This is a genomic window from Ruegeria profundi, assembly GCF_020171505.1.
GTDB lineage: Bacteria > Pseudomonadota > Alphaproteobacteria > Rhodobacterales > Rhodobacteraceae > Ruegeria > Ruegeria profundi.
In genome coordinates, this window is sequence record NZ_JAIUZS010000001.1 from 660,661 (window position 1) to 679,279 (window position 18,619).

At 57.1% G+C, this 18,619-nt stretch carries 20 protein-coding genes; 9 read left to right on the plus strand and 11 right to left on the minus strand.

Translation table 11 applies throughout. From position 1 onward, the window contains the following. The first annotated feature begins 56 nt into the window (after positions 1-56). On the plus strand, positions 57-470 hold the full coding sequence (locus tag LCM21_RS03165) for a hypothetical protein (protein WP_224889285.1): 414 nt from the start codon (positions 57-59) through the stop codon (positions 468-470). A 68-nt stretch (positions 471-538) separates the two neighbouring features. On the opposite strand, the gene LCM21_RS03170 is transcribed toward LCM21_RS03165, so the two are convergent. Then, entirely contained in the window at positions 539-1,909 is a 1,371-nt protein-coding gene (locus LCM21_RS03170) for a DNA-packaging protein (protein ID WP_224889712.1), read from the minus strand. A gap of 909 nt (positions 1,910-2,818) precedes the next feature. On the opposite strand from LCM21_RS03170, the gene LCM21_RS03175 reads away from it, so the two are divergent. Beyond that, positions 2,819-4,075 (plus strand): DEAD/DEAH box helicase, encoded by a 1,257-nt coding sequence (locus tag LCM21_RS03175; RefSeq protein WP_224889286.1) that lies wholly within the window; start codon positions 2,819-2,821, stop codon positions 4,073-4,075. 40 nt (positions 4,076-4,115) lie between these two features. On the opposite strand, the gene mltG is transcribed toward LCM21_RS03175, so the two are convergent. The 7 genes from mltG to fabD all read right to left on the minus strand — a co-directional run bounded on the left by mltG (position 4,116) and on the right by fabD (position 10,436). Next, positions 4,116-5,276, minus strand: coding sequence for an endolytic transglycosylase MltG (mltG, locus tag LCM21_RS03180; RefSeq protein ID WP_224889287.1), 1,161 nt, complete (start codon positions 5,274-5,276; stop codon positions 4,116-4,118). Further along, positions 5,277-6,542 (minus strand): beta-ketoacyl-ACP synthase II, encoded by a 1,266-nt coding sequence (gene fabF / locus LCM21_RS03185; protein WP_224889288.1) that lies wholly within the window; start codon positions 6,540-6,542, stop codon positions 5,277-5,279. A gap of 197 nt (positions 6,543-6,739) precedes the next feature. Next, positions 6,740-7,483 (minus strand): 1-(5-phosphoribosyl)-5-[(5-phosphoribosylamino)methylideneamino]imidazole-4-carboxamide isomerase, encoded by a 744-nt coding sequence (locus LCM21_RS03190; protein ID WP_224889289.1) that lies wholly within the window; start codon positions 7,481-7,483, stop codon positions 6,740-6,742. A gap of 118 nt (positions 7,484-7,601) precedes the next feature. Further along, a complete protein-coding gene (locus tag LCM21_RS03195; protein WP_224889290.1) occupies positions 7,602-8,141 on the minus strand; it encodes a GNAT family N-acetyltransferase in 540 nt (179 codons plus the stop codon). Positions 8,142-8,278: 137 nt separating this feature from the next. Beyond that, a complete protein-coding gene (locus LCM21_RS03200; protein ID WP_008756330.1) occupies positions 8,279-8,512 on the minus strand; it encodes an acyl carrier protein in 234 nt (77 codons plus the stop codon). A 208-nt stretch (positions 8,513-8,720) separates the two neighbouring features. After that, complete coding sequence (fabG, locus tag LCM21_RS03205) at positions 8,721-9,458, minus strand: 3-oxoacyl-[acyl-carrier-protein] reductase (RefSeq protein ID WP_224889291.1); 738 nt, start codon at positions 9,456-9,458, stop codon at positions 8,721-8,723. A gap of 39 nt (positions 9,459-9,497) precedes the next feature. Next, positions 9,498-10,436 carry an ACP S-malonyltransferase gene (gene fabD, locus LCM21_RS03210; RefSeq protein ID WP_224889292.1) on the minus strand — a complete coding sequence of 313 codons (939 nt, stop codon included), beginning with the start codon at positions 10,434-10,436 and terminating at the stop codon, positions 9,498-9,500. A gap of 170 nt (positions 10,437-10,606) precedes the next feature. On the opposite strand from fabD, the gene LCM21_RS03215 reads away from it, so the two are divergent. Beyond that, positions 10,607-11,833, plus strand: a complete 1,227-nt coding sequence (locus LCM21_RS03215; RefSeq protein WP_224889293.1) for a cytochrome b/b6 domain-containing protein — start codon at positions 10,607-10,609, stop codon at positions 11,831-11,833. A gap of 57 nt (positions 11,834-11,890) precedes the next feature. Here LCM21_RS03215 and LCM21_RS03220 read toward each other — a convergent pair whose 3' ends face one another. Together LCM21_RS03220 and LCM21_RS03225 are read right to left on the minus strand one after the other, a co-directional pair. Next, entirely contained in the window at positions 11,891-12,475 is a 585-nt protein-coding gene (locus LCM21_RS03220) for a YceI family protein (protein ID WP_224889294.1), read from the minus strand. A gap of 127 nt (positions 12,476-12,602) precedes the next feature. After that, entirely contained in the window at positions 12,603-13,121 is a 519-nt protein-coding gene (locus LCM21_RS03225; protein WP_224889295.1) for a hypothetical protein, read from the minus strand. A 285-nt stretch (positions 13,122-13,406) separates the two neighbouring features. Between LCM21_RS03225 and rpsF the strand changes: the two genes are divergently transcribed. The 6 genes from rpsF (at position 13,407) to LCM21_RS03255 (ending at position 17,168) form a co-directional block, all read left to right on the plus strand. Continuing rightward, positions 13,407-13,760 carry a 30S ribosomal protein S6 gene (gene rpsF, locus LCM21_RS03230; RefSeq protein ID WP_155151103.1) on the plus strand — a complete coding sequence of 118 codons (354 nt, stop codon included), beginning with the start codon at positions 13,407-13,409 and terminating at the stop codon, positions 13,758-13,760. Positions 13,761-13,787: 27 nt separating this feature from the next. Next, positions 13,788-14,015, plus strand: a complete 228-nt coding sequence (gene rpsR, locus LCM21_RS03235; RefSeq protein ID WP_005982441.1) for a 30S ribosomal protein S18 — start codon at positions 13,788-13,790, stop codon at positions 14,013-14,015. Between the two features lie 12 nt (positions 14,016-14,027). After that, on the plus strand, positions 14,028-14,651 hold the full coding sequence (gene rplI, locus LCM21_RS03240; protein WP_224889296.1) for a 50S ribosomal protein L9: 624 nt from the start codon (positions 14,028-14,030) through the stop codon (positions 14,649-14,651). A gap of 151 nt (positions 14,652-14,802) precedes the next feature. Further along, positions 14,803-15,285, plus strand: a complete 483-nt coding sequence (locus LCM21_RS03245) for a lytic transglycosylase domain-containing protein (protein ID WP_068331974.1) — start codon at positions 14,803-14,805, stop codon at positions 15,283-15,285. Positions 15,286-15,519: 234 nt separating this feature from the next. Further along, the gene (locus LCM21_RS03250) at positions 15,520-16,221 is read left to right on the plus strand and encodes a helix-turn-helix transcriptional regulator (protein ID WP_404818111.1); all 702 of its coding nucleotides are present in this window, start codon (positions 15,520-15,522) and stop codon (positions 16,219-16,221) included. Positions 16,222-16,319: 98 nt separating this feature from the next. Further along, entirely contained in the window at positions 16,320-17,168 is an 849-nt protein-coding gene (locus tag LCM21_RS03255; RefSeq protein WP_224889298.1) for an acyl-homoserine-lactone synthase, read from the plus strand. A 98-nt stretch (positions 17,169-17,266) separates the two neighbouring features. On the opposite strand, the gene tig is transcribed toward LCM21_RS03255, so the two are convergent. After that, entirely contained in the window at positions 17,267-18,598 is a 1,332-nt protein-coding gene (gene tig, locus LCM21_RS03260) for a trigger factor (RefSeq protein WP_068332654.1), read from the minus strand. Positions 18,599-18,619 lie beyond the last annotated feature (21 nt).

Consider the following 18,619-nt stretch of genomic DNA (forward strand, 5'->3'; position numbering starts at 1 on the left):
TCACCAAATCCGTCAAAACAGTAGAAAGAGAGGATTAGACCGCGTATTAAACAAACATGTTGGCTGAATTATTCAAACGACTAAAGCTTAGTGGATTATGGCCATGGATAAGTCTGGCAATCGTCCTGATCGCTGCACTGTTTGGTGGCATGACAGGCGACGTTTGGATGCTGGCGGTAATTCTCATTCTCGTCGGTAGCATGTTCGCTGGCGTCGCGATTGGCGGGCGCGTTGCACGTATTCTCAACCGGAACCTATTCAAACTGGGTCTCAGCTACGAAAGCCGGTTGGTTCAATCGTTTCAGGTATTCGGGTTCCTGTCGTTTCCTACCGCCTTCAGTTGGTTTGCAAATGCTTTCTTCGAAGCTGGAATAAAAATGGACACGCTTGGGCAACACATGTTTTGGAACTGCATAATCAGTGCCGGCGCATTTTGGCTTAAGCCCGATGAACCTGAGAGGCCAAACTAATTGTTAAATGGCGACCAGAAGACTTGGTCGCCCCAACCAAGGCATTTTCGGCTCTACATGGGAGTCCCTCACAAACTCCGCAACCTAGGCCGCCGATACGCCCCCGCAGGCCCAACAACTAACTCATGCAGCGCCCAGACCAGCGCGTCCACGCGATCAGGTGAGCCCTGCCCCTCGAACCCGCGCGAGGTCATCTGGCACATCTGCTCCTCAAGCGCGATCAGCCCGGCCACATGCGCCACCCGCCCCTGCTCATACAACGCCGCCACAGGCTCGGCACGTGCGACCTTGCCGCGTGACGCCCGCACCGCACGAAACGGGACCAGAGGGTCTACCTGCCGCACGACCTCCTCCACCAGTTGCCCGCCCTGATTGACCTCGGCCACCAGCCGCTCGGCCCCGAATTCGTCCATCGCGTCAATCGCCGCCTGCGCCCAGCCTGCCGGGCCGACGCCCTGCACCGTCCGGTCGGCCAGCACATAGGCGCGCCAGCCTTCGGGCGGTCCCTGCACCTGCGCGCCCACAACCACGATCCCGCAAGCATCCGCATCCGACCCCGCCGTTACCGCCGGGTCCAGCGCCACTACGATACGATCCAACTCGGGCGGCCGTACACACCGCGCCGCCTCCAGCATCGAACTCGTCCACAACGCCCCTTCTGCATCCGACAGCAGCACGCCATCCAACTCCTGCCGCCCCAGCCGCGTGCCAGCGTAGCGCGCGCGAACCTCGTCCAAAAACGAGTCCGCTAGGTTGGCCCGGTTCGCCTCGGTCGGCGCATGAGTCTGCACAGTAGATGGCGACGCCAGTAGCGCTTTCAAAACCTTTACATTCCTCGGCGTGGTCGTCACGCAGACGCGGGGCCGCTCCCCCAACCGCAAGGCGAATTGCAGCATGTCCCATGTCTCGCCCGCCTTCTTCCACTTGGCCAGCTCATCCACCCAAGCCGCATCGAACTGAGGACCGCGCAGCCCCTCGGGATCATGCGCCGAAAACGCCTGTGCCTCGGCCCCGTTGGGCCAGATCAGTTTCCGTTCCGACGCCTTCCACGCAGGTCGCCGGTCCGGCGGCGAACACTGCAAAATCCCGCTATCGCCAAAAATCATCACGTCGCGCACCTGATCAAAGGTTTCACCGACCAAAGCCACGCGACATGCCTCACCCTTATCCAACGGCAATGACCCTTCAACCATCGACCGCACCCATTCCGCTCCGGCCCGCGTCTTGCCTGCGCCACGCCCGCCCATGATTACCCAGGACCGCCAATCACCCTCGGGCGGTAACTGGTGCGGCAGCGCCCAGAACTCAAACAGGAAAGGGAGGGCACATAGCCCCCCCTCCCCGATCTCACTCAGAAATCTTTCCCGAACCGCAGCATCGGCGGAGGCGAGCCAACCTGCACCCGATTTCAAATCGAGCGCGCTCAAGGTCGAGCGCATACCCCCCTTGGGCAATTCCGGCTTGTCTGTGATGTTGTTCGACAAAGCTTGTCTCCACTTTCTGACAACTTCGGATCAGCCCCTCTAGCTGTCCGAGTTGTTTGGCTGCACCAGCCAAGTCTGCATCCTCCCCGGTGCCAATTTGCCTGCGCAGTTCTTCCGCTGCTTGGCGCAAACCGCGAATGGATGTCTCAAGTGACTGCAAAAGCTCCGCCGTTTGTGACATCCGCTCTTCCGGGGTAATCAAAGTCATGTTTGCCTGTGACCTCATGCGTGAGTTTTTCCGCACGAGAGAAACGAGAAACGGCCGCCGGGTTGCCCCGGGGCCGTTTGCCCATTTCTTCTAGCATGACATAATTCATACGGGAAAAAGATCGTAATGTCAATGCCTTGCGCAACAGCGACGCAACGGGCACCGTGCTTGGCACCTTAACATTTCGTAATCGTTGGTTGCGTCGGCGGCTGTTTGTGACTTGGCGCAACCCGAGGGACCGCCAAGACGCACCTGTACCGTCTACCGCGCTCCACGCAATTCCACCAACTCGCTGCAGGTTCTTTTCGATACTGGCTTAGTTCAGTGCGTGATTTTTAACGGCGGCATGGCTGACTTGTCCACTCACCCCCGGCCACTATCAGAAAAACCACCGCTTGACATTCCAGCGACAAACCCGCATGTGCCCTTTAATCAAAGCGCTGCCGCGTGAGCATTACGGGCTGTATTGGCCCGAACAGCGCACCACGATACTCCAGTTCCCCATCACGCAGGGTTCTTGACGCGTCGACCGGACACCATAGGAAGCGCCTGTGTGTCCCGAGGTTACGCGAAACCCTTGCCGGTCACGTCTTGAACGTGGCCAAACGCGCTCGTCCGTGACTGATAAATCGTCGCGGATCATAAAGGAATGACACTTGTTCGATTTTGACATGCTGGGCCTTGCCCCAGCCCTGAATGACGCGCTGAAACGCGCCAATTTTTCCCAGCCCACGCCGATCCAAAACAAGGCGATCCCGCTGGCACTTGAAGGCCATGATATTCTTGGACTGGCCCAAACCGGCACCGGCAAGACATTGGCTTTCGGTCTGCCGCTGATTGATCATCTGCTGGCACAGCCCGGCAAACCCGCTCCTAAGGCGGCCAAGGCACTGATCCTGGCCCCTACCCGGGAATTGGTTAATCAGATCGCCGAAAGCCTCCGCAATCTGACCAAAAAAACAAGGCTCCGCGTTGCCACCGTTGTGGGTGGGCAATCCATCGGCAAGCAAATCTCATTCCTGTCGCGCGGCACCGACATTTTGGTCGCCACGCCGGGCCGCCTGATCGATTTGATGGAGCGCGGCGCCGTTGATCTCAGCTCAGTGCGCCACCTTGTTCTGGACGAAGCTGATCAGATGTTGGACATGGGCTTTATCCACGCTCTGCGTCGGATTGCGCCGGAACTGGGCACCCCGCGCCAGACAATGTTGTTTTCAGCGACTATGCCCAAGCAGATGGAAGAACTCAGCCAAGCATACCTGTCCAACCCACAAAGGGTGCAGGTTTCACCTCCGGGCAAAGCCGCAGACAAGATCACGCAATCCGTGCATTTCCTCAGCCGAGCGGAAAAGCCCGGGAAACTGCGCGACATCCTTTCAAAAGACACGGATGCCCTGACGCTGGTTTTCGCCCGTACGAAGCATGGCGCGGAAAAACTTATGAAAGGTCTTGTGGAGGACGGCTTTAATGCTGCTTCGATCCACGGGAACAAAAGCCAAGGTCAAAGAGACCGCGCGATCAAGGCATTCCGAGCCGGAGAGATCACGATTTTGGTCGCCACCGACGTTGCTGCACGGGGTATCGATATTCCCGGCGTTGCCTATGTGATCAACTACGACTTACCTGAAGTGCCTGACAATTATGTCCACCGCATTGGCCGAACGGCGCGCGCAGGACGTGAAGGCGAAGGCATCGCCTTTTGCGCGCCTGATGAAGTGGACCAGCTGCGCCAGATACAAAAGCTGATGAAGATTGAGATTCCGGTCGCCAGCGGCTCGATGCCCGAAGTTGCAGAACCCAAAGCCCCGCGCAAACGCGGAGGGTTCCGGGGCCGCCGCCCTCAGGGCACCAACACGGGAAGGAAGCCCCAAGGGTCCAAGCAGCGCCGTCCGCGCAGACGTTCAGCCGCGTAGGCAAAAGAAAAGGGCCGCGTTGCGAAACGCGGCCCGTGTTCTAATTGTTGGAGCCGTTTCTCTCAGCTTCGATCTCGCGCCATTTGGCGACGTTTCGATTATGCTCATCCAGGGTTTCCGCAAAAGCGTGTCCACCTGTTCCATCCGCGACAAAGAACACATACTGGGTCTCTTCCGGGGCCACCGCCGCCTGAAGGCTGGCCAAACCGGGATTGGCAATCGGCGTCGGCGGCAAACCGTCAATCACATATGTATTCCAAGGTGTTGCACGGCGAAGTTCACTCTGGCGCAAACCACGGCCAAGTACGCCTTGCCCTTTTGTAACGCCATAGATCACGGTCGGGTCCGTTTGAAGTCTCATACCCTTTTCAAGGCGATTTATGAAGACGCTGGCAACCTGTCCCCGCTCATGCGGGACACCGGTTTCCTTTTCGATGATGGAGGCAAGGATCAGCATCTCTTCCGGGCTGGAAATCGGTAAGCCGTCCTGACGGCTTTCCCAAACCGCGTTGATGCGAAGCTGCTGTTTCTCCTGCATATTCTGAAGCAGGGTTACGCGGTCATCTCCGGGCCTCACGTCATAACTGTCTGGTGCCAGCATGCCCTCGGCCGGGACTTCGGTGACATCACCAGTAAGCGCATCCACCCCCTTCAAAGCTTCGACCACCTGCCATGAGGTCACCCCCTCGGCAAGGGAAACACGATACCGAGTGTCGGCATCTTGACGCTTTTCGGTATATTCCGCAGGGGTTTCATCTACGCCGACTTCAAAATTGGCGATCTCGACGAAGTCCAGTGTCGCCGGGTCCAGTTCGCGTACCCGCGTTTGCAGGCGGGTCACCCCAATCCGATACTCGATCTCGGAACCGCATGTGCTGGCGCCGCTGCTGGTGATCTTGTCGATGATCTGCTCCATCGACGAACCTTCATGTACCAGAAAGCTTCCCGCTTTCAACTGCCCAGCCTTGTCGGTGTAATCCGCACCCATCCTGAAGATAACCGCACTACTGATGGCACCGTCCTCTTCAAGCTGTTGGCTGACCTCGGTCATGTTTGAGCCACGCTTGACCTGTAAGCAAATGGCGGTTTCCAGCGGGCCTTCGCTTTTGAACTGCGACTGGCCCCACAGGATCACGCCGCCAGCCAGGAACAGGCCGACCACAAGGATGGTCAACGCATTCGACGCCAAAGCCCGCCACATTTAGCCGACCTTCCCGAAGATCACGCTGGCGTTGGTGCCACCAAAGCCAAACGAGTTCGATAGGGCCACGTTGATTTCCCGCTCGCGCTTTGCGTTCGGAGCAAGGTCGATCGGAGTTTCGACTGCGGGGTTATCCAGGTTGATCGTCGGCGGAGCCACCTGATCCCGGATCGCCAGGATCGAAAAGATCGCCTCGATCGCGCCGGCCGCACCCAGCAGGTGACCAGTGGCCGACTTGGTCGAGGTCATCGTCGCACTACCCGCATGTTCGCCGAGCAGGCGTTCCACTGCACCCAGTTCAATCGTATCCGCCATGGTCGAGGTGCCGTGCGCGTTAATATAGTCCAGATCTTTCGGCTCCAACCCGGCACTGCGTAGCGCAGCCCGCATCGCGCGTTCGGCACCGTCGCCATCTTCGGACGGCGCCGTAATATGGTACGCGTCACCGGACATGCCATAGCCCAAGACTTCGGCGTAAATCTTTGCGCCGCGCGCCTTGGCGTGTTCGTATTCCTCCAGAACCACAATACCCGCGCCTTCGCCCATCACGAAACCATCACGATCCACGTCATAGGGCCGGCTGGCTTTCTTGGGGTCGTCAGCGTATTTGGTCGACAGCGCCTTACATGCGTTAAAGCCCGCAATCCCAATCTCACAGATGCAGCCTTCGCCGCCGCCCGCAACCATGACATCCGCGTCACCAGCACGAATAATGCGGCTAGCATCGCCAATGGCATGCGCCCCGGTCGAACAGGCTGTGACCACCGAATGGTTCGGGCCTTTAAAACCGTGGCGGATCGAAACCTGGCCCGAGGCCAGGTTGATCAGCGCGCCCGGAATAAAGAACGGTGATACACGGCGCGGGCCTTTGTCTCTGATAAGGTTGGCCGTGTTCGCAATGGAGCCGAGGCCACCGATACCAGAGCCAATCAGTACACCTGTCCGCAGGCGCTCCTCTTCGTCTTCGGGCAACCAGTTCGCATCCTGACAGGCCATATCGGCCGCCGCGATGGAATAGAGAATAAAGTCCTCGATCTTACGCTGCTCTTTTGGCGGCAACCAATCGTCCGGGTTGAAGGTCCCGTTCGACCCGTCGCCACGTGGAACTTCACAGGCATAGGTCGTGGTGACCCCGCTTGCCTCGGCGTCGAACTGAGTGATCGGGCCTGCACCGGATTCTCCGTCCAGCAGCCGCGACCAGGATTCTTCGACACCGCTGGCCAATGGCGTGACCAACCCCAGACCGGTTACAACGACTCTGCGCATGAAATGCCTCTTGCCTGCTTCCTATTTGAGAACCGCTCTTACCCCGGCCCGGGGTCCGGGGGCAAGAGCCACGGCAGATTCCCCTCCGGCACGATTTCGCCACACGAAGCAAAAGCTTGGCAATAAAATCGGTTCTTTCGACAAAAAAACCGCCGGTCACCAGTGACGACAACAGGCGGTTTTGAATTGCAGTTGGCTTACTGAAACTGTGCCACCGGCTCATGCGCCGTTTTGGCCACTTGCAGCGCATCCGCCAGGCCGAGTGTCTTGCGGAACAACGCACGCCCAACAATCGCGCCCGAGATGTTGGGGATGTATGCCAATCTGGAAATGTCGTCCGCTGTACGCACCACACCGCTGGCGATGATTGGCGTTCGGGACTTTTCCGCAAGTCCCGAGATGAGCCCCAGCTGCGCCTCGACATCTTCCATATCGCTGTCGATATCGGTCACAACAATACCGGCAAACGGAGTATTCTCGAAGGCTTGGATAAACGCTTCCGGAGTGAATGCACTCTGACTGCGCCAGCCGTCGGTCATTACAAACCCCCGCCAGACATCAACCGCCAGAACGATCTGATCGGGGTATAACTTGGCCAGTTCTTTCACCAGATTGGGATCTCGCGCAGCAAGCGTGCCGATCACGACCCGCCCTGCACCTTTGTCGATCCAATGCGCAACTTGCTCACGGCTGCGCATACCTCCAGCCAGCTGCACTGGCATCTCGGCCGAGCGAATGATCTCTTCAACCAACCCGAAGTTGGTATCCCGTCCTTCGATCGCATCAAAGTCCGTCAGCTGCATCCACTCAGCGCCGGCGGCCGACCAGCCGCGCGCCGTTTCAATAGGGTCCACATGCCAGATCATGGCATTGTCCAGACGGCCCTTGTCCAGCGTGACACACCGGCCGTTCTGCAGTTCCATTGTGGGATAAATCCTCATGAGCCCGCTCCCTCTCCCAGTCGCGTTGCAATCCAGCGCACTATACACGCCGGATGAACCTCGAAGAATACTGGTTTCGGCAAACTGAGGGTATTTTGCGGCATGATTGCCGGTCTCGTCACATCCTTGTCGGCGGACCGTTCCGTCGCAACAGCACGACCGGAGTACCGTTGTACTCGCAGCTTCGCATGGGGACATATCCCAGCTTGTCAGCCAGCTTTTGCGACACGGTATTGGCCGAATTTACCATTGCAACCAATGGTCCAGGCATAACGCGGTCAAACCAGTCATGGGCGGCTTGCGCAGCTTCCAGTCCCAATCCCTGGCCCTGTGCCTCGGGCACCAGAACCCATCCAGCCTCGGGGTAGCAGTCAAAATCGTCGCCCAGCGCACGATTGCCGTAGAAAAAACCAGCCTGACCGATCAACAACCGATTCGATTGCTGCAATACAGCCCACTGCCCGAATCCGGCCATCTGCCAATGCCCCGCATTCCGAAGAAACGAATCCCACGCCTCGCCTCGTGACCGCGGCTTGCCGCCAATATGGTGCACGATGCAAGGGTTGCGCCAGATCTCGGCGAACCGGTTGAAGTCTTCGGGCCGCATTGCGCATAGCATCAAGCGCGCCGTGTTTATGGTCGGGGTGGATCGTATCATGCCCTGCCCGCTCGGATATTTGCCTCAGGCCTAACAGTGCTTAGCGAATTGGCACCTAGCAAGGATGAATTTGGGCAAGCACAAAAAAACGGCGCCTCCGTTGCCCGGAAACGCCGTTTTTTATCTGTTCGAAGCGCTTAAGAAGCTTCCGAGATGAATTTTACGGCGTCGCCGAAAGTCTGGATTGTCTCGGCAGCGTCATCCGGGATCTCGATGCCAAACTCTTCTTCGAAAGCCATAACCAGCTCAACTGTGTCCAAGCTGTCTGCGCCCAGATCGTCGATGAACGAAGCGTTCTCTGCTACTTTGTCTTCTTCAACACCCAGGTGCTCAACAACGATCTTTTTAACGCGATCTGCGACGTCGCTCATGTCTATTCCTCATTCCATTTCAGGGCGTATTGCCCGGTTCAGCCCTTGCCCGCTCAGGCTGGCTTTGATGTGCCCGGTCCGGGCGGTTGGGTCCCGGAAGACCGGGAAAGTAGAAGGCCGACCAATCGGTCGACCTCTGCATGTATGCGCCGCCTATAGCACAGACAACGCCCAAGGCAAACGCTTTCGCGCCCTGCCTTGTTGGCGCTCACAACATGGCCATACCACCATTCACATGCAAGGTTGTTCCTGTGACATAGCCCGCCTCAGGGCTGGCAAGGTACAGAACTGCTGCAGCAATTTCCGCTGGTTCGCCCATACGTCCGGCGGGAACCTGGCCCAGGATGCCGGATTTTTGATCGTCGGTCAGCTTATCTGTCATCGCAGTTGTGATGAAGCCGGGGGCGACTGCGTTGGCAGTGATTCCGCGGCTTGCGACCTCATAAGCCAGCGATTTTGTCATGCCGACCATACCCGCCTTGGACGCGGCATAGTTTGCCTGCCCGGGGTTGCCAGTTGCGCCAACAACGGACGAGATATTGATGATCCGGCCCCAGCGCGCCTTCATCATGCCGCGCAGAACGCCTTTGCACAGCTTGGCGGTGGCTGTCAGGTTCACGTCAATCACGCTCTGCCATTCCTCGTCCGACATGCGCATGAACAGGTTGTCTCGCGTAATGCCTGCGTTGTTGACCAGAATATCGACCGAGCCCATCGCATCCGCCGCCTGCTTTGGCAGCGCTGCAACGGCTTCGGCATCTCCCAGATTACAAGGCAGTACATGCGCACGTTCACCCAGCTCGTCGGCCAGTGCCTGTAGCGGCTCAACCCGAGTGCCCGAAAGCCCGACAGTGGCCCCCGCGCCATGCAGCGCGCGCGCGATGTCGCCCCCAATTCCACCCGAAGCGCCAGTGATCAGCGCGTTCTTACCTGTCAAATCAAACATTCGGTTTCCCTCTTGGTGCGTCCGTGGGGACGTTTATTCTTACGACTCGGCCCCGAGGACCTTTTGCACATCTTCCGGTGTACCAACGGCTTTGCCCGCGATGTCGCGGTCAATCTTTCGGATCATACCCGACAGGGCTTTGCCTGCGCCGATCTCCCATGTCTCGGTCACGCCTTGTGCCGCCATGTATTGCACGCTTTCACGCCAGCGAACCGAGCCGGTGACCTGTTCGACAAGTAATTGGCGAATCAGATCAGGGTCGGCAACCGCCTCGGCGCGCACATTCGCAACCAGCGGCACCGACGGCGCCTTGATTGAGACCGACGCCAAAGCTTCGGCCATCACGTCGGCAGCAGGCTGCATCAGCGCGCAGTGAAACGGTGCGCTGACTGGCAGCATCACAGCGCGTTTCGCACCTTTTTCCTTGGCGATCTCAGCGGCGCGTTCTACTGCGGCCTTGGAACCAGATACCACGACCTGTGTCGGATCGTTGTCGTTCGCGGCCTGACAAACCTCGCCCTGTGCGGCCTCTTCGGCCACGGATCGCACAGCATCCAAATCCAAACCGAGTATAGCGGCCATCGCACCTTCGCCCACCGGCACCGCACTTTGCATGGCTTGACCACGTGTGCGCAAAAGTCGCGCCGTATCAGCAACGGACAGCGCACCAGCAGCGGCCAACGCAGAATATTCACCAAGCGAGTGACCCGCGACAAAAGCAGCATCGGTGACCGCAACGCCCTCGGCCTCAAGTGCGCGCATCGCCGCCATCGACGTGGCCATCAATGCGGGTTGCGCGTTTTGCGTCAGAGTAAGATCCGCGATATCGCCTTCCCAAATCAGGTCGCTCAGCTTTTCGCCCAGCGCCTCGTCAACCTCATCAAAAACAGCCCGAGCAGCCGGATAGGCCTCGGCAAGAGCTTTGCCCATCCCGATGGTTTGGGCGCCCTGCCCGGGAAAAACGAATGCGCGTGTCATTGCGACCTCTTGAATGACGTTAGGTTGTCGCGGGGTGTAAACCGACTGCGGGCGCGGCACAAGCATTGCCTGACTTCTGCATCATGGCACCTTGACTGTGCGCATCACGCTATTGAGTCCTGATCCCATGGCCTTAGGTTTAGGCCAACCACACCAGTCCGGAGCCCCTGATGCCCTCGACAAACTCTTTCTCAGCATATGGAAGCGTGACCAAAACGTTCCACTGGCTGACCGCCCTGTTGATCTTTACCGCCCTGCCGCTGGGCTGGATCGCCAATGACATGGCCTACGCGATCCGCGACCCTTCGGTCCCGACAACTGAGGAAGACATTGCACGGGCTGCGCAGCTGTTTTCCCTGCACAAAACGGTTGGTGTCACAGTGTTTTTCGTCGCCCTTGCCCGTATCCTCTGGGCCATGACGCAAACGAAGCCCGGATTGCTGAACGCAGACAACAAGCCCGAGGCCTTCGCGGCCGAGACCGTGCACTGGATGCTCTATGCCTCTTTGGTTCTGGTGCCTCTGACGGGCTGGGTGCACCACGCCGCGGCCGAGGGGTACGCCCCAATCCTGTGGCCGTTTGGGCAAACCCTGCCGTTCGTCCCCAAGTCGCCCTATGTTGCCGAGGTTACGGCCAACCTGCATTGGCTGTTTATCTGGGTTCTGGCTGGGTCGTTGGCGCTGCACATCGCCGGAGCCCTTAAACACCACGTGATCGACAAAGACAGCACCCTGCGTCGCATGTTGCCCGGTCGGTCGGATGCGCCCAAGCCGCCTGCGCAACAACATTCGATCGCGCCGGCGTTTACGGCTTTGACGGTCTGGGGCGCGGTTTTGGTTGGCGGCTGGTCAATCGGTGTATTCTCGGACCACTCCGCCGCTGCAAGCGACACCGCTCAACTGACCGAAGTGCAATCAGATTGGCAGGTGCAAAATGGAAACCTGGCGATCACTATCACCCAACTGGGCAGCCCGGTAACCGGCAATTTCGCTGACTGGACCGCCGCAATAACCTTTGAAGACCCGGCTGCACCGGAGTTGGCTGGCAGCGTGGATGTCACGGTCTCCATCACATCGCTCAGCTTGGGGACGGTCACAGACCAAGCTATGGGCGCAGATTTCTTTGACAGCGCACAGTTTCCCACCGCCCAATTCAAAGCCGACATCTATAAAACGGCTACCGGGTACGAGGCGCGTGGTCCGCTGACAATACGCGACAAGTCCGTTGACGTAGTCCTCCCTTTCACGCTGAATCTGCAGGACAACACCGCCACCATGTCTGGTGAGCTGGAATTGAACCGGCTGGATTTTGATGTCGGCACGTCGCAACCGACTGAGGGGTCTTTGGGTTTCGATGTGTTGGTGTCAGTCAATCTGACAGCGCAGCGCGGGACATAAGAAAACCGCCGGGGCAGACCCCCGACGGTTTCGTCCAACAAATTCGGTCAGACGTATTCAGCCTTCTGGAGTTTCGGCTTTCTGGGCTTCGACAGAAATCCGAACTTCGACTTCGTCGCTAACAAAAGGTGCGAATTGGCCAAGATCGAATTCGCTGCGCACCAGTGTCGTAGTCGCATCGAAACCTGCCCAGGGCTTGTTTGCCATCGGATGGTCTGCTGCTTGGTTCAGCTTAGCGTCCAGAACGACGGATTTTGTAACGCCGTTCATGGTCAGATCACCGGTGATGTTGGCGGTGTCCTCGCCAGTGACCTCGATGTCGGTCGAGGTAAACGTGATCATATCACCCTCGGACGCGCCAAAGAAATCCTCGGTCATGAAGTGATCTTCGCGCGGTTTCCAACCGGTGATCATCTCAAGCACGGGTATCGAAACGGTGACGCTGGATGCCGCTGGATCTTCTTGATTGAACATGATCTCGCCCTCAAAGCCCGAGAACATGCCATACGTGGTCGAAAACCCAAGGTGGTCATAACTGAAGACGACCTGACTGTGGCTGGGGTCCAGGACGTATTTTTCAGCGCTGGCAAACACGGATGTCGCCGATACGGCCAGTGCGGCGGCCAGAAGAGTAGATTTCATAATAATCTCCGCAGTTTTGTGGATGCAATCCGAGGGGGTTGCTGTAAAACACAAATGTGCTGCCCGAGGGCAGCACATCAAGTAGCATCCGCTAACAACTCCTGTTCCTATATGAACAGAATAAAATTCAGGCGAAGATTGTTACACTTCCACTTAATTGTCCTTTTAGTGCATGGCTGACATCCGCCGATTGCAGCGGCAGTTTCATCAGCAGACTGCCGTCGACGTCATAAAGCTCAACCTGGTCTTCGACAAAGCGCGCGCCGCCCAGCGTGTCATAACTACGGCGCAGGACGGTCTGCGGGCGACCATTTTCGTTCTTTTGCAGCACGCGAACCTCGCGTCGGATCGGGTCAAAATACGCATCAGGACGCGCATCCAGCAGTTGAATTGTCATCAGGCTGACCCCGACCAGCAGGAACATCAATGACGCAGCCAGCTTGATGGGCCACACCTCGGCCGCCATGACCGAGCCGGATACCAGCCACATCGAAAAGGCCATAACGATTAGAATGGCACCTACAATGCGGGCCAAAACCATCCTGACTTTCCAATTTGGCGCGAACGCGATCAGAACTGGTACCGATTTCTCATAGTTCGCGGAACTCGCGGACTCCTGGAGTGCATTCGTATTCATCGCGGTCATATCTCTCACCCTGTTTCTCAGGTTGCCGTCTTGGGTCCGGTGTGTCCGGATATTCCCCGGTATGAAAAACAACTTTGAGCCGAAAAGCGTCAGGAATTGGGCAGTGCAAAGGAAATAGCACGACTTCACAAAGGCATCTAAGGCGGGGCTTGCCCCTCACGCTTAAACGTGTATACGAGGCCATCCTTCGCTAAACACATGAATCGCGCAGCCTCTCGTGGCAGGGTCGCGAAGGTGAAAATGACCCCGCCTATGAAATGCGCCTTGATAGAAACAGGAGTGCACATGCCACTATATGAGCATGTAATGATCGCGCGTCAGGACCTGTCCAACGCGCAGGCAGAAAGCCTTGTCGAACATTTCGGCACCGTTCTGGCGGACAACGGCGGTAACGTCGTCGAAAGCGAGTACTGGGGCGTTAAGACGATGGCTTACAAGATCAACAAAAACCGCAAGGGCCACTATGCCTTCCTGAAAACCGACGCCCCTGCTGGCGCCGTTCAGGAAATGGAACGCCTGATGCGCCTGCATGACGACGTTATGCGCGTTCTGACCATCAAGGTCGACGAGCATGCCGAGGGCCCCTCGGTCCAGATGCAGAAGCGCGATGAGCGCGAAGGCCGCCGCGAGCGCCGCTGATCAACGCCTGACGAAAGGACATAAACCATGGCCGCAAAACCATTTTTCCGCCGCCGCAAGGTCTGCCCGTTCTCGGGCGATAACGCGCCGAAGATCGACTACAAGGACACCCGTCTGCTGCAGCGCTACATCTCTGAGCGCGGCAAGATCGTACCTTCCCGCATCACTGCCGTTTCGGCAAAAAAGCAGCGTGAACTGGCCCGTGCTATCAAGCGCGCCCGCTTCCTCGCCCTGCTGCCCTACGCCGTGAAGTAAGGAGAGACTGACATGCAAGTTATCCTTCTGGAACGCGTTGCGAAACTGGGTCAGATGGGCGACGTCGTTGACGTCAAGCCCGGCTTTGCCCGCAACTTCCTGCTGCCACAAGGCAAAGCGCTGAGCGCATCGGACGCCAATATCGCGTCGTTCGAAGCTCAGAAAGCGCAGCTTGAGGCGCGCAACCTGGAAACCAAGAAAGAAGCTGAAGCACTGGCTGAAAAGCTGGACGGTCAGCAATTCATCGTGATTCGCTCGGCATCGGATGCCGGCGCGCTGTATGGCTCGGTCACGCCGCGTGACGCCGCAGACGCCGCCACCGAAGCAGGTTTCACTGTCGACAAAAAACAGATCGTTCTGCTCGCACCGATCAAAGAGCTGGGTCTGCACTCGCTGGCAGTCAAACTGCACCCCGAGGTCGAAGTCGAGATCAAGATGAACGTCGCTCGTTCGCAAGAAGAGGCTGAGCTTCAGGCTTCGGGCAAGTCAATCCAGGAACTGGCAGCTGAAGAAGAGGCAGCCGCAGAATTCGAGATCGCCGAGCTGTTCGACGATATTGGGTCCGCAGCATCGGAAGACGAAGAACTCGTCGCATCCGAAGAAGCCCCGGCTGACGAAGACGAAGCCAAAGCCTAAGCGGGCTTAATCGAATTTTGAAAGGCCGCATGTTTCATGCGGCCTTTTTTCTTGCACATGCATAACGAGCAAAATTTAGCCCATTTCTTTATCTAAGCTTGCGACCATCCGACCAATCCATATCATCCCCAAGCGTTCATTGGAGATCAAAATGTCAAAACGTACCCGTCGCTTTTGCATGGCTTTATTGCTAATGATCCCCCTCGCCGCCTGCGGTGGCGGCGAAGTTTCCAAGGCAGAGAAAAGTACTTTTGCCCCCCCGCTTCATCCGAATGAAACACCAGAACTTCGGGCCTCAATCAATAAATGGGCGGATCATTACGAACTGCCGCGCGAACTTGTGCACAAACTGGCGATCCGTGAAAGCACCCACCGTCCTTGGGCCGTGAACAAGCCGTATTACGGGCTGTTGCAAATTCTTCCTGCAACTGCGCGTTCGATGGGGTATTCGGGAAACGCTCAGGGGCTATTGGATGCAGATACCAATCTTAAGTTCGCCGGAAAATACCTGCGCGGCGCTTGGATGTTGTCCGACGGCGATCAAAAAAGGGCGATTTATCTCTACGCCAAGGGGTACTATCCGGAAGCCAAGGCGCGCGGAATGCTTGTCGAAACCGGACTGCGAACTGAGTAGAAACCGACGCACCAAGTGTCGAGCCGAAGCTATCCGACGCCGGTTCGCGTCACGATACATGCAGCCCAGAGCATGTTGTGCCTATTTGAATATTTTGCTCGCCGAAGCTGCGCATTGTGAACGTGTGATATGAACTATTCGCTTGCGTTTAATACCTCGCTTGACGCAACGTGGGTGGAACTAAAAAGGGCAAGGTGCTTTGGGGATAAATAGCACCGAGTAAAGGTTGGACAGGTGAAACTCATAGACTTGGCCGCAATAGACCACAACGATAAGTCGGCCGCCGACATCACAAATGCTGTCTGTGAGGAGCTTGGTTTTGACTATGCCTCTTACGCGACCATGAATCCGGTTAAAGGGGATATACAGGGTTATGCCAACTATCCGGACGAATGGAAAATCCACTACGGGAGCCACGGCTTTCACCGCTTTGACCCGACCCTTTACAAGTCGGCGCTCAGCATTGCGCCGGTAGATTGGGCCAGGTTCGAGAAGGATGACAAGTTCAATACCATGTTCCGGGATGCGCACGACTTTGGCATCACATCCCGCGGTTTGACTGTTCCTGTTCGGGGTCCCTACGGGGAATGCGGGTTGCTGAATGTCACTCGTGACTGTTCGGATGAGGAATGGGAAAAGCTGAAGAGGCACGTAATGGGCGATCTTCAGCTGGCCGCTGTGCAAGCCCATGACACGGTGATGCAATCGGGCCTGTTGGCCAAAGCATTGTATCTGCCGGCCCTCTCCACGCGCGAAAAAGAGATCCTGCAGTGGGTTGCCGAAGGTAAATCTCAGCAGGACATCGGCGATATTTTGTCCATTTCCCACCGAACCGTTGAGGTTCATATGCGCTCCGGTCGTGAAAAGCTCGGCGCGTTAACCACGCCTCAAGCCATCGGGCGAGCAATTGGTTTAGGTCTAATCGCGCCCGGATAAACAAAAAAAGCCGAAAAATACGGGATACCCCCAATAGTTTATGGTTACGGTTTGGTTAACCTTAACCCCACGGTAACCAGACTGTAGGGGGATGGAAAATGATCATCGTAATTGATGGTATCAACCAACATATGTTTAGTGATGTCCTGGACGAAATGTTCAAACTTCGAGCGCGCGTGTTCGGGGATCGTTTGGGATGGGAAGTCAACATCGTAGACGGGCGCGAGCGTGATATGTTCGACGACCTGAATCCGGCGCATGTGGTCAGCATCGACGACGAAGGGGAAGTCGTTGGATGTATGCGCCTGTTGCAGACCACGGGTCCACACATGCTGGCGGACGTCTTCAACTCGATCCTTGATGGCGAACCACCGGTGCGCAGCTCACAGGTTTGGGAAGCAACCCGGTTCTGTGTCGACACCAAGCGCCTGGGGCGTGGGCGCGGCAAGAACTCGGTATCTTATGTAACAAGCGAAGTCATGATCGGTTCGTTCGAATATGCAAAAGCCGCCGGTGTTCTAGACTCGATCGCCGTGATTGATCCCGTGATGAACCGGGTTCTGCAACGTTCGGGCAATGCGCCGTATGACTATCTTGGCACGGCCAAGCCAATGGGCAAGGTGGTTGCAATGGCGGCTTTGATGGATTGCTCGGATGAACGGATTTCCGGAATTCGGAAATATGCCGGCATCGAGCATGATGTCTTCCTGACCGACGAACAGGCGCTAGAGCGCTTTGAACTCCGCAAGGCCAGAAAACCCGCCAATATAGATCATCAACCGCTGACCGAGCTTGAAAGATACTTCGTCGAACAGATGCACGCAGCAAGGACACAAGACGAAGTCAACGACGTATTGAGGTTGATTGAATCCCTTTCGGACCGCTTCACGCCAGAGCAAAAGACAGCTCTGCTAAGTACCCCCCGTGCTTTTGCTCATGAGGCCTGACCCCCTCACCTCATAAATTCAAAAGCCACCCACCGGAGCCGTCTAACTTCAGACGGCTCCGATTTTTTTTGACTGCGTGGAACGCAGGTGAAAGAGGATTATTCCTCTTCCAGTGCCTCAACGGCTTTCTGCAGGTCGTCTTTGTTGACCTCTTTGTCAGAAACCTGGGCCAGTTCGAACACGTAGTCGATAACTTTGTCTTCGAAGATCGGTGCGCGCAGCTGTTGCTGCATCTGCGCATTCTGCTGCACGAATTCAAAGAACTGACGCTCCTGACCGGGGTACTGACGCGCCTGGTTCATGATTGCCTGGGTCATCTCGGCATCAGAAACTTCAACCTCGGCTTTCTGGCCCAGTTCGGCCAGAAGCAGGCCCAGACGCACGCGGCGTTCCGCCAGTTTGTTGTGCTCGTCCGTCGGCTCAATCTCGCCGTGGTCATGCCCTTCCACATCGGGGTTTTCCTCGTGGAACAACTGATGTGCGATCTGCTTGGCTTCGGCTTCGACCAGCGACGGCGGCAGGTCAAACGAGACCAGCTCATCCAGCGCGTCCAACAGAGCACGCTTCATCACGGCGCGCGACGCACCTGCGTATTCCGCTTCCAGACGCTCGGCAATCTGAGTTTTCAGAGCAGCCAGATCTTCGGCACCAAATTTTGTTGCCAGTTCATCATTAATCTCAGCGGCGACGGGCTCTTTCACCTCTTTGACGGTGCAGGTGAACACCGCGTCTTTGCCTGCCAGATGTTCGGCACCGTATTCTTCGGGGAAGGTGACGTTGACGTCTTTTTCTTCTTCGGCCTTAACGCCAACCAACTGTTCTTCAAAGCCCGGAATAAAGCTGTTGGAGCCCAGAACCAGCGGATAGTCTTCAGCCGAACCGCCTTCGAACTCTTCGCCATCCACTTTGCCAACAAAGTCGATAACGACCTGATCGCCGTCTTTCGCCTTGGACCCTTTGCGGCGGGCTTTGAAATCCTGCGCGGTTTCGGCCAGGCTTTTCAGCGCTTCTTCGATGGCTGCATCATCGGCTTTGACGACCAGCTTTTCCAGCTCGACCGATTTCAGATCAACTTCCGGAATCTCGGGCAGCGCCTCATAGGACATCTCGACATGAACGTCGTCGCCTTCTTTCCAGTCTTCATTGGTCATCTTGACCTGCGGCTGCAGCGCAGGACGATCACCGCTGTCCTCGAAGTGTTTGTTCATGGCGCCATCGATGCTTTCCTGCATCGCTTCGCCCAACAGGCGCTGACCAAATTGCTTTTTCAGCAGCGCCATCGGCACCTTGCCTTTGCGGAAACCCTTCATCTCGACTTCGGGCTGTGCTTCAACCAGTTTCTCGTTGACTTTGTCATCCAGCTCAGATGCGGAAACGACAATATTGTAGCCGCGTTTCAGACCTTCGTTCAGCGTCTCGGTAACCTGCATTATGGTAGTCCCCATAGGATT